This is a genomic window from Ramlibacter ginsenosidimutans, from assembly GCF_016654015.1.
GTDB classification, from domain to species: Bacteria; Pseudomonadota; Gammaproteobacteria; order Burkholderiales; family Burkholderiaceae_C; genus Ramlibacter; species Ramlibacter ginsenosidimutans.
This window is the reverse complement of record NZ_JAEPWM010000001.1, coordinates 226,797-237,653: the sequence shown is the minus strand read 5'-3', so window position 1 is coordinate 237,653 and position 10,857 is coordinate 226,797. Positions and strand designations below refer to the sequence as shown.

General features: G+C 68.7%; 9 protein-coding genes. 6 read left to right on the top strand and 3 right to left on the bottom strand.

Translation table 11 applies throughout. The features are described from left to right. Positions 1–2 precede the first annotated feature (2 nt). The 4 genes from JJB11_RS01220 to JJB11_RS01205 all read left to right on the top strand — a co-directional run bounded on the left by JJB11_RS01220 (position 3) and on the right by JJB11_RS01205 (position 4,072). Positions 3–1,016 carry a tripartite tricarboxylate transporter substrate binding protein gene (locus JJB11_RS01220; protein WP_201166081.1) on the top strand — a complete coding sequence of 338 codons (1,014 nt, stop codon included), beginning with the start codon at positions 3–5 and terminating at the stop codon, positions 1,014–1,016. A gap of 19 nt (positions 1,017–1,035) precedes the next feature. Further along, positions 1,036–2,223 carry an alpha-hydroxy acid oxidase gene (locus JJB11_RS01215; protein WP_201964630.1) on the top strand — a complete coding sequence of 396 codons (1,188 nt, stop codon included), beginning with the start codon at positions 1,036–1,038 and terminating at the stop codon, positions 2,221–2,223. Positions 2,224–2,326: 103 nt separating this feature from the next. Continuing rightward, positions 2,327–3,307, top strand: a complete 981-nt coding sequence (gene acuI / locus JJB11_RS01210) for an acrylyl-CoA reductase (NADPH) (protein ID WP_201166979.1) — start codon at positions 2,327–2,329, stop codon at positions 3,305–3,307. A gap of 99 nt (positions 3,308–3,406) precedes the next feature. Beyond that, positions 3,407–4,072 (top strand): hypothetical protein, encoded by a 666-nt coding sequence (locus JJB11_RS01205; RefSeq protein ID WP_201166080.1) that lies wholly within the window; start codon positions 3,407–3,409, stop codon positions 4,070–4,072. Positions 4,073–4,093: 21 nt separating this feature from the next. Here the strand turns inward: JJB11_RS01205 and ligD are convergent, their stop codons facing one another. Continuing rightward, positions 4,094–6,697: a DNA ligase D gene (gene ligD / locus JJB11_RS01200; protein WP_201166079.1), complete on the bottom strand. Its 2,604-nt coding sequence runs from the start codon at positions 6,695–6,697 to the stop codon at positions 4,094–4,096. Between the two features lie 43 nt (positions 6,698–6,740). Then, positions 6,741–7,817: a ferritin-like domain-containing protein gene (locus JJB11_RS01195; RefSeq protein WP_201166078.1), complete on the bottom strand. Its 1,077-nt coding sequence runs from the start codon at positions 7,815–7,817 to the stop codon at positions 6,741–6,743. 214 nt (positions 7,818–8,031) lie between these two features. On the opposite strand from JJB11_RS01195, the gene JJB11_RS01190 reads away from it, so the two are divergent. Continuing rightward, positions 8,032–8,517 carry a hypothetical protein gene (locus tag JJB11_RS01190; RefSeq protein ID WP_201166077.1) on the top strand — a complete coding sequence of 162 codons (486 nt, stop codon included), beginning with the start codon at positions 8,032–8,034 and terminating at the stop codon, positions 8,515–8,517. Beyond that, positions 8,514–9,359, top strand: a complete 846-nt coding sequence (locus JJB11_RS01185) for a hypothetical protein (protein WP_201166076.1) — start codon at positions 8,514–8,516, stop codon at positions 9,357–9,359. Before JJB11_RS01190 ends, JJB11_RS01185 begins: the two co-directional genes overlap by 4 nt. A gap of 248 nt (positions 9,360–9,607) precedes the next feature. Here JJB11_RS01185 and metK read toward each other — a convergent pair whose 3' ends face one another. Continuing rightward, positions 9,608–10,789, bottom strand: a complete 1,182-nt coding sequence (metK, locus tag JJB11_RS01180; protein WP_201166075.1) for a methionine adenosyltransferase — start codon at positions 10,787–10,789, stop codon at positions 9,608–9,610. Positions 10,790–10,857: the final 68 nt, after the last annotated feature.

Here is a 10,857-nt window from a genome sequence, read left to right as displayed (position 1 = left end):
ACATGACCACCACTTCCCATTCCGTTGCCCGCCAGGGCCGCCGCAGGGCGTCCGTGCTGCTCGCCGCCGTGCTCGCCGCGACCGCGTTCGCGCACGCGCCGGCATCGGCGCAAGCGGCCTATCCGAACCGGCCGCTGCGCATCATCGTGCCGTTCTCGCCGGGCGGGGCCACCGATACGCTGGCGCGCATCGTGGGCCAGAAACTCACGGAAGCGTGGGGCCAGCCGGTGGTGATCGACAACAAGCCCGGCGCCGGCGGCAACATCGGCGCCGAGGCGGGTGCCAGGGCGGCCGGCGACGGCTACACGCTGACGCTGGCGGCGGCGGGGTTCATGGCGGTCAATCCCTCCATCTATCCGAAGCTCGCCTACGACCCGGTCAAGGACTTCGCTCCGCTCACACTGCTGGTGAAGGCGCCGCTGCTGTTGGTGGTCAATCCCAAGATGCCGGTCCACAACATCGCCGAGTTCATGGCGTATGCGAAGGCGAATCCGGGCAAGGTGACGCTGGGCAACGGCGGCACCGGCACGGCGCAGCACCTGGGCGGCGTGTACATGAGCAGCGAAGCGAAGGTGAACATCGTGCACGTGCCGTACAAGGGCAGCGCGCCGGCGACGACGGACCTCCTGGGCGGCGTCGTCGACGCGCAGTTCGACAACATGGTCACCCTCCTTCCCTACGTGAAAGCCGGCAAGCTGAAGGCGCTGGCCGTGTCGTCGAAGCAGCGTTCCGCCGCCTTCCCGGACGTGCCGACGCTGAGCGAAACCGTGCTGCCCGGGTTCGAGACCGGCACCTGGTACGGCCTGGTGGCGCCCGCCAGCACGCCGGCTCCCATCGTCGCCAAGCTCAGTCAGGAGCTGCAGCACATCCTGGCCATGCCGGACGTGAAGGAGAGGCTCATGGCCCTGGGACTCGATGCGTCGGGAACGAGCGGCGCGGAGTTCGGGCAGTTCATCCGCTCCGAGATCGCCACCTACGCGAAGATCGTCAAGACCGCCGGCGTGACCGCCCAATGAGCGCGACGCGAGCGGGAGCCTGACCATCAACCTCGACCGATTCCTCAGCGTCGCGGATTTCGAGCGGGCGGCGCGCCGCCGCCTGCCGCGCCTCGTCCATGCGTTCGTAGCCGGCGGCGCCGAAGACAGCGTGTCGCTGCGGGCGAACCGCGAGGCTTTCGAGGCATTGATGTTCCGGCCGCGCGGCCTGAGCGGCGTGGCCGGCATCTCGCAGTCCGTGGAGCTCTGGGGCCGGCGCTACGCGTCGCCGATCGGCGTCGCGCCCATGGGCGTCACGGCGATCTGCCGCCATGAGTGCGAACTGGCTCTGGCGCGCGCGGCGCGGGCGGCGGACCTGCCCTTCATCCTGAGTGGCGCGTCGACCATGCCGATGGAGCAGTTGCAGCGCGAAACGCCCGGCATCTGGTACCAGGGCTACTTCCCGGGCGACACCGCTCGCCTGGGCCGCATCCTGCAGCGGCTGGAACGCGCCGCCATCGACGTGCTGGTCGTGACCAGCGATACGCCGGTGGCGGGCAACCGCGAGAACAACCTTCGCAACGGCTTCCTGATTCCGTTTCGTCCCAGTGCCAGGCTGGCCTGGGACGGCATGCTGCACCCACGCTGGCTGGTCGATGTCCTCGCCCGCACGCTGCTCACATCCGGCGTGCCGCGCTTCTCCAACCTGTACGAAGAGATCGGCCCCCCGATCACCGAGGAGCCGGCACAAGGCTTTCGCGGCGGCCGCGAGCTGCTGACCTGGGAGCACCTGAGCTGGCTGCGGGAACGCTGGCCCGGACGGCTGGTCGTCAAAGGCATCCTCCATCCCGCGGACGCACGGGAGGCGGCGGCCCGCAAGCTCGATGGCGTGATCGTCTCCAACCATGGCGGGCGCCAGCTCGATGGCGCGATGGCGCCGCTGCTCGCCCTGCCGGCCATCAAGGCCGCGGTGCCGGCCGACTTCCCCTTGATGATCGACGGGGGCTTTCGCCGCGGCGCGGACGTCCTCAAGGCGGTGGCGCTCGGCGCCCGCATCGTCTTCCTGGGCCGGCCGATGCTTTATGGCGCGACCATCGCGGGCCAGGGTGGCGTGGGCCGCGTCATCGACATCCTGCAGGCAGAGATCCAGCGCAACCTCGCGCTGCTGGGCATCGCGGACATCCGCAACCTGGGAGAGGACTCGCTGCAGCCAGGTCAGGGCTCGTGCTCGCCAATGTCGTCACCCTGATCCTGCAGCACGGCGATCCGCGAGTGCGGGCCGCCGGCGAGCGCCGCTTGCTGCAGTGGATCCGTTTCTCCCTCTTTCCTTTTTCACCGTACTGGAGTCAATGTTGTTCAAGGCAATCTGGCTGGAGCAGTCCGCTGGCCGAACCGAGGCCACCCTCAAGGAAATCGACACCGCGGCATTGCCCGAAGGTGACACGCTGGTGCGCGTGCGCTGGTCGTCCCTCAACTACAAGGATGGCCTCGCCATCACCGGCAAGTCGCCCGTGGTCCGCAAGTTCCCGATGATCCCCGGTATCGATTTCGCGGGTGAAGTCGAGAGCTGCACGAGCGGTGCCTGGCGCCCGGGCGACCAGGTCGTTCTCACCGGCTGGGGCCATGGCGAAGCGACCTTCGGCGGTCTCGCGCAGATGGCGCGCGTGGACGGCGGCAAGCTGGTGCGCTTGCCGCCAGGCCTCGATGCGCGCGCAGCCATGTCCATCGGGACCGCGGGCTTCACCGCGATGCTGTGCGTGATGGCCCTCGAGGCGCACGGCGTCACGCCCGATGCGGGCGAGGTGCTGGTCACGGGTGCCGGCGGTGGCGTCGGGGGGTTCGCGGTGGCACTGCTCGCCAGCGCCGGTTTCAAGGTGGCCGCGGTCACGGGTCGCGCGCCGGAGGGCGATCGTCTGCGCCAACTCGGGGCGGGCGAAATCCTGCAGCGCGACCAATTCTCGCAGCCCGGACGGCCTCTTGCCAAGGAGCGTTGGGCGGGCGTGGTGGACAGCGTCGGCAGCCACACCCTCGCGAATGCTTGCGCGGCCACGCGTTACGGGGGTGTGGTCGCCGCCTGCGGTCTTGCGCAGGGCATGGACTTCCCCGCCACGGTCGCGCCGTTCATCCTGCGCGGTATCACGCTCGTGGGTGTCGACAGTGTCTCCTATCCCGCGGCGAAGCGCGCCGCGGTCTGGGAGCGCCTGGCGCGCAGCCTGGCGCCGGAGGTGATCGGTGCGATGGCCGAAGCCGTGCCGCTGGAGCGGGCCATCCGCGCCGCGGACGACCTGCTTGGCGGCAAGGTGAGCGGCCGTCTGGTCGTGAACGTGGACTAGCTGTCGGCCACTGCGCGGCCGCCAGCTTCCCCGGGCCGCCCCTGCGCTTCCATCGGACCAAGGTCTCACCGCGCCGCCCAGGACTGCTATAACCGGCCCATGGGCACACCCGCTCTCCTGCCGCCGGCCGCCGAAGCGGCGCGTTATGCACTGCTGCGCCGGCTGGCGCCTTCGATGCGCCACCACCTGGTCGTCAACCTGCAGCCGATCGGGATGATCTACGAAGTGATGGACCGCAGGCTGCGCGCAGCGGAGCCGAACCTCGCGCAGGTGCAGGAGAGCGCGGGCAAGATCAACGGCTTCGCCAAGGCGGCGCTCGCGTCCTGCATCGACGTGATCGGCTGGCTCGCGCCCGACGACGCTGCGATGGTGGCGCCCGGAGACGCGGTGCGCGAGTGCTGTGCGCTGCTCGCGACCAGCCTGAGCTTCCGTGGCTATGCGCTGCGCAACGAAGTGCCCGAAACGGGCGGCACTGTGCGACGCGCCGCCATGCGCACGTTGCTCAGCGCGGCCTTGCTGCACCTGGCCGACAGCCGCCCGGCCCCGGGGGAGCTCACCTTGCAGGCCGCCGCGGAGGCCGACGCAGTGCGCATCACGTTCGGCTTCCAGGCGGTGCCCGCGGACCGGCCGCACATGCCGGCCGAGCTCAATTACCGAGCCATTGCGTGGGAAGACCTGGAAGCCCTGGCCGCGGCCGAGGGCGTGCCAATCGCGCGCGAAGGCGAGCGCATCGTGCTGCGCTTCGCCTGGAGCGCGCGTCCCTAGCAGGCGGCGCCGTGCGCGCTGCTAGCGGGGCTCGAAGCCCAGCTTCTTCATCGCCGCCGCCAGCGTGGTGCGGCTCGCCTCGTAGTCGGCCCAGGGTGCGTTGCCCTGGTCGAGCCGGCTGTGCGCCGTGGCGACGGTCCAGTGCGCGCCGCTCTTCAGGGCGGGCAACTCGTCCCACAGCACCGGCACCGAGATGCCGAGCCCAGGCCGGGCGCGCGCCGACCACGCGCACGCCGTCGTGGCGCCATAGCCGTTGCGCAGGTAGTCGATGAAGATGCGGCCCACGCGGTTCTTCCCACCGCTCTTGGCCACGAAGCGGTCGGGCAGCGTGCGCGCGAGGTGCTGCACCACGGCCTGCGAGAAGTCCTTGACCGTGTCCCAGTCGCGCTGGGGCTTCAGCGGCACTACCAGGTGCAGCCCCTTGCCGCCGCTGGTCTTCAGGAAGCAGGGCAGCTCCAGCTCGTCGAGCATGGTGCGCACCAGTTGCGCAGCCTCCTGGATCTGCGCCCAGCTCACGCCTTCGCCCGGGTCGATGTCGAAGGTCATGCGGTCGGGCTGGTCGATGTGCTTCACCACGCCGTTCCAGGTGTGGATCTCCACCACGTTCATCTGCGCGGCCGAGAGAATGCCTTCCGGGCCGGCGATCTTCACCATCGGCGGGTGACCCGGGAAGATCGCGGGATCGAGCGGCACCACGCCGGCCATCTTGTAGCGATCGAGGTGCTTCTGGAAGAACAGCTGGCCCTCGATGCCGTCGGGCGCGCGCACCATCGCGATGGGGCGGTCCTCCAGGTGCGGCATCATCACCGGAGCCACCAGCGCGTAGTAGCGCACCAGCTCCAGCTTGGTGATGCCGGTGGAGGGATCCACGACGCGATCGGGATTGCTGATGCGCAAGGTCGGCGGCAGCGTGCTCGCGACGGCGGCTGCGGCTGGCGTCGGCGCGGCCGCGGGTGCCGGTGCTGGCGTTGGCTTCTTGCGCGGCGCGGACTTGCGCCCCGTGCTCGCGGGACGGTCCAGGGGCGGCGCATGCAGCACGGGCTCTTCGCCCACCGCGGCGGCCGGCTTGTCGCTGCGCAGGCCGTGGAACACCGAGTGGCGGATCTTGCCGTCGCGCGTCCACTCGCCGAACGACACCTCGCAGACCAGCTCCGGCCGGACCCAGTGCGCATCGCGGGGCAGCCCGGTGCCGGCTTCGAACGGCTTGCGCGGCGCGGGCAGCGCGTCGAGCGCCTTGCGCAGCGCGCGCAGCGTCTCCTCGTTGAAGCCCGTGCCCACGTTGCCGGCGTAGCGCAGTTTGCCGTCCTGCGCGTGCACCCCGAGCAGCAGCGAACCGATGCCGGTGCGCGAGCCCTTCGGGTCGGTCCAGCCGCCGATCACGAACTCCTGGCGCAGCTTGCACTTGAGCTTGATCCAGTCGCTGGAACGCCGGCCGACATAGGCCGAGTCGCGCCGCTTCGCGATCACGCCCTCCAGGCCGAGGCGGCAGGCGGACTCCAGCATCTGCTGCGGCTGCACGTCGAACACCGCGCTGAAGCGCACATTGGGGTGCGGCTTGCGCTCGCAGATGCGCTGCAGCACGGCGCGCCGTTCCACGAGCGGCACGTCGCGCAGGTCCTGCCCGGCGCAGTAGGGCAGGTCGAACAGGTAATAGACGATCTGGTCGGTGCGCTTGCTGTCGAACGCGCCCTGCAGGGCCTGGAAGTCGGCCGGCACGTCCTGGCCCGGCATGATGATCTCGCCGTCGTACCAGCCGTCCGGCAACTCCATGCTGTGCAGCGCCTTGGCGAGGCCGGGCAGGCGATCGGTCCAGTCGTTGCCGTTGCGGGTGAGCAGGCGGATCGCACCGGCTTCGACGCGCGCGAGCATGCGGTAGCCGTCGAACTTGATCTCGAACACCCAGTTCTCCGGATCCTGGGGCGGCTCGTCCACCAGCACGGCGAGCTCCGGCTGCAGCGTCTGCGGCAAGGCGGACGGCCGTGACCCCTCGGGCGGCCCCGAAGCCGACGGCGTCGCAGGCGGGTCCGCGTCCGCGTCTGCGCCCGGCGCTGCCACGGCCGCGGGCCGGTCCGCCAGCTCCTGCACGGAATCGGGCATCTCGTCGACCAGGCTGAATTCGCCCACCGGCCGCGCGAACTCGTCGCGTTCCTTGATCAACAGCCACGGGTCCTCGCGGCCCTTGCCCCGCCCCTTCATGCGAACCAGCGTCCAGTGCCCATGCAGCTTGTGCCCGCGCAGTTCGAACTTGAGCTTGCCGTCGCGGTAGCCCTTGTGCGGGTCTTCCAGCGGGATCCAGGTGCCCTTGTCCCAGATGATCACCTTGCCCGCGCCGTAGTTGCCGCGCGGGATGGTGCCTTCGAAGCGGTTGTACGCGATGGGATGGTCCTCGGTGGGCATCGCCATGCGCTTGTCGTGCGGATCGTAGCTCGGGCCCTTGGGAACGGCCCAGCTCTTCATCGTGCCCTCGAGCTCGAGGCGGAAGTCGTAGTGCAGCCGCGTGGCCCAGTGCTTCTGGACCACGAAGCTGCGCGCGTGCTCGTTCGCTTCGCCGCCCTCCGCCGGTTCCGGCGTGGCGTCGAAGTCGCGCTTGTCGCGGTAGGTCTTGAGGGCGTTGCGGTCGGCCATCCAGGCAAGAAACGAGGGGCAGAAGCCCCTCGTTGTACTCCGTTCAGGAAGCGGTGCGGAACTGGTCGCGCAGCATCTTCACCTGGTCATGGTTGCGCTGCACGCCCTGGTACTGGCGCTCCACCACCTGGCGCACGTCGTCGGGCAGGTTCTTCTGCAAGGCCTTCATGTAGCGCGCCTTGGCGTTGTCCTCGCCGCGCTCGGCCTCTTCCAGCACCGCCTTGTCGTCGTAGGTCGTGAGCTTCGACTTGATGGAGACCCAGCCTCGGTGCATGGCCCCCATCGTGCTGCCGCTGTCCTCGGTGTCCTTGCCGTAGCGGCGCAGGCACTCGTTGAGCTCCTGGGCGCCCCGGCGGCAGTCGTCCGCGCGTTGCAGGAACGTGGACTTCAGGCTCTGGTCCTTGGCCTGGTCGGCGCATTCGCGGAAGCCGTACTCGCCGTCCTTGCAGCATTCCACCAGGTCCTTCAGCACGTCGGCCACGTCGCCGCGGTCACCGTCGTTGTTGCCCGCCTGCTGCATGGCGCCCACCGCGCCGGCCGTCCCCATGGCGGCCGTGCTGCTGCCCTGGGACTGGTAGTTGCTGCCCTGCGATTGGTAGTTGCCGCCCTGCGCCTGCGTGCCGGCACCCTGCGACTGGTAGTTGCGGTACTGCGTGTCGGCGCGCGTCCACGCGGCCTGCGAGGCCGGCCGGGCACGGTCCCAGTCGAGGCTGGAGCTGCCGCGCTGGCTTTCCCATTCGGAAGCGAGGCGCGGTTCGACGCCCGTCCACTGGTCCGGGTAGCGTTCGCGGCCGGACAGCCCCAGGCGGTACGCGGGACTGTAGTCGTCGAAGCTGCGGCCCTGCTCGTAGTACGGCTCCTTGCTGTAGTTGTCGCGCCAGTAGGCTTCTTCCGCGGTCGGGTTCACCGCCTCGCCCGCTGCCTTGCCGGCCAGTCCGCCGACCACCGCACCGATGACGCCGCCCACGGCCGCCCCGATGGGGCCCGCGACGGAACCTGCCGCCGCGCCCGCCACGGCGCCGCCGGTGGCGCCGATGCCGGTGCCGATCGGGTGCGCGCCCGGTTCGTCGGTGATGGGGTCGCGGTTCATGTCGCGGTCTTCGCGTTCTTCAGCAGCCATTGCTTGCTCCTTTTGTCTGTTTCGAGGGGATAACTGCCATCTTGGGCCGATGGGCCAACCGCGCCGTGGGCCAAAGCACGCCATCCCGTGTAGGAAACGTCGGTCGTGGCGCTGCGGTGCGCACGTGGCTGAGCGCACCCACAGGGAGACGCAAGAACGTCCTACGTGGGCGCGCCGGCCTCGCCCTCACGCTGTGCCCATCGGGTGAACCCCCATGAAATACTCACTGCGCAAGACGCCCTCGCACCTGCATCTCACGTACAAGTACGGCGAGACGAATGGCGGACTCCTCGGCCGCAATCTCTTCCTGGAAGTGGAAGGCAACCTGCTCACCCTCGAGATCGACCTCTCCGCCAACCTGCTGGCTCGCAACAAGCAGTCGGCGTGGTACCTGGATGCGGTCGACCTCTCGACCAACTACCACAAGCTGAAGTCGCTGCAGTGCGGGGACAACCTGGTCCGCACGCGCCTGATCCGCGCGTGGGAAGGCATCGAGTCGCCGCGCCTGCGCATGCGGCTGGTGCTCAATCCGCGCGGTCGCTACCTGTACGAGGTGGCGCCGCATTCGCTGTTCATGGGCGGCATCCAGCTCGATGTCCAGGCCTTCCTGGAAGAAGAGTCCGAGACCACCGGCACCAGCACCGACAACACCGAGGCTTCGCACACCGAGGAAGCCGACCCCCACAGGAAACACGCATGATCCGGACACCCATGCTGGCCCGCCTTGCGGGCGTGGCCGCCGCCAGCCTGCTGGCCCTCTCCAGCGTCGCCGCGCACGCCGACGCCGGCAGCCTGCGCAGCCGCTACACGGAACTCAAGCCGCAGCTGCAGCACAACTCGTACGGGCGGCCGATGGTGATCGACTCGGCCGAGCACGGCAACACGCTGCAAGGCGACGTGTATGCGGTGCTGGACCACCCCTATGACAAGGTGAAGGAGGCGCTGCAGGATCCCGCGGCCTGGTGCGACATCATGCTGCTGCCCTTCAACACCAAGGGCTGCCAGGCCAGCGGCAATCACCTCACCGTGCTGATCGCGCGCAAGCCGGACCAGCCCGCCGACCAGGCGTACCGGATCGACTTCGGGTTCTCTCCGGTGGCCGCGTCGGACGACTATCTCGACACGCGCCTGAACGCGGCGCAGGGTCCGTTCAGCACGCACGACTACCGCGTCAACGTGGAAGCGGTGCCGCTGGACAACGGCCACACGTTCATGCACATGAACTACGGCTACGGCTTCGGCGGCATGGGTCGCTTCGCCATGAACGCCTACATGGCCACCGCGGGCGCGAGCAAGGTCGGCTTCACCACGAACGGCGTGCGGGGCGCGGTGGAGCGCAATGCGATGCGCTATTACCTCGCGATCGACGCGTACCTGAACACGATGGACCTGCCCCAGGCCCAGCGCACGGACAAGCGCATCAACCAGTGGTTCGCCGCGACAGAACACTACCCGCGCCAGCTGCACGAAATGGACCGCAGCACCTACGTGGCGCTCAAGCGCCAGGACTACGGCCTGCAGACGACGGCGAGCACGCAGTAAAGCGGACTTCCGAAGGCGGGAGCGGACAGCCGGACGCAGAGGCCGCAAAAGCAGGAAGGACGCAGAAAAAACCTTTAAGGGATTTCTTCTGCGTCCTCTGCGAACCTTTGCGTCCCGAATGCGGGAGCCGACAACCGGATGCAGAGGTCGCAAAAGTCAGAAGCGCGCAGAAAAAACCTTCTAGGGTTTTCTTTTGCGTCCTCTGCGAAACCTTTGCGTCCTCTGCGTCCGGTTGCTGGGTTTGATGATTACTTCAGACCCGCCGCCGCCCGCAGCGCCGCGGCCTTGTCAGTCCGCTCCCAGGTGAACTCCGGCTCTTCGCGGCCGAAGTGGCCGTACGCGGCCGTCTTCTGGTAGATCGGGCGCAGCAGGTCGAGCATCTGGATGATTCCCTTCGGGCGCAGGTCGAAGTGGTCGTGCACCAGCGAGGCGATCTGGTCGTCGGGGATGACGCCGGTGCCTTCCGTGTACACCGTCACGTTCATCGGCTTGGCCACGCCGATCGCGTACGCCACCTGGATCTGGCACTGCTTCGCCAGGCCGGCGGCCACGATGTTTTTCGCCACATAGCGCGCAGCGTAGGCCGCAGAGCGGTCTACCTTGGACGGGTCCTTGCCGGAGAAGGCACCGCCGCCATGGGGGCAGGCGCCGCCATACGTGTCGACGATGATCTTGCGGCCGGTCAGACCGCAGTCGCCCTGCGGCCCGCCGATGACGAAACGGCCCGTGGGGTTGATCAGGTAACGCGTGTCCTTCAGCCACTCCTTCGGCAGCACGGGCTTGATGATCTCCTCGATCACGGCCTCGACGAAGGAGGGCTTCATGTGCTTGCCGTCGCTCTGCTCGGGGCTGTGCTGCGTCGACAGCACCACCGTGTCGATGCTGTGGGGCTTGCCGTCCACGTAGCGCATCGTCACCTGGCTCTTGGCGTCGGGGCGCAGGAAGGGCAGGCGGCCGTCCTTGCGCAGTTGCGCCTGGCGCTCCACCAGGCGGTGCGCGTAGTAGATCGGCGCGGGCATCAGCACCGGCGTCTCGTCGCAGGCATAGCCGAACATCAGGCCCTGGTCGCCGGCGCCGGTGTTCAGGTGGTCGTCGGAGGCGTGGTCCACGCCCTGGGCGATGTCGTTCGACTGCTTGTCGTACCCGACCAGCACCGCGCAACCCTTGTAGTCGATGCCGTATTCGGTGTTGTCGTAGCCGATGCGCTTGATCGTGTCGCGCGCCACCTGGATGTAGTCCACGTGCGCGTTGGTCGTGATCTCGCCGGCCAGCACCACGAGGCCGGTGTTGGTCAGCGTCTCGGCGGCCACGCGGCTGCGCGGGTCCTGGGTAAAGATCGCGTCGAGGATGGCGTCGGAGATCTGGTCCGCCACCTTGTCGGGGTGGCCTTCGGACACGGATTCGGACGTGAAGAGGAAATCGTTCGCCACTTGAATAAACTCCGTTGGTTGGCTTGGGAAGGCGCGTTGCCTTCTGCCGGAGCTTGGGCGAACGCTTT

Bases quoted from the DNA above. Each gene is read 5' to 3' on its own strand.
- JJB11_RS01220 (WP_201166081.1), top strand. From the start codon at position 3: ATGACCACCACTTCCCATTCCGTTGCCCGCCAGGGCCGCCGCAGGGCG.
- JJB11_RS01205 (WP_201166080.1), top strand. From the start codon at position 3,407: ATGGGCACACCCGCTCTCCTGCCGCCGGCCGCCGAAGCGGCGCGTTAT.
- ligD (WP_201166079.1), bottom strand. From the start codon at position 6,697: ATGGCCGACCGCAACGCCCTCAAGACCTACCGCGACAAGCGCGACTTC.
- JJB11_RS01195 (WP_201166078.1), bottom strand. From the start codon at position 7,817: ATGGCTGCTGAAGAACGCGAAGACCGCGACATGAACCGCGACCCCATC.
- JJB11_RS01190 (WP_201166077.1), top strand. From the start codon at position 8,032: ATGAAATACTCACTGCGCAAGACGCCCTCGCACCTGCATCTCACGTAC.
- JJB11_RS01185 (WP_201166076.1), top strand. From the start codon at position 8,514: ATGATCCGGACACCCATGCTGGCCCGCCTTGCGGGCGTGGCCGCCGCC.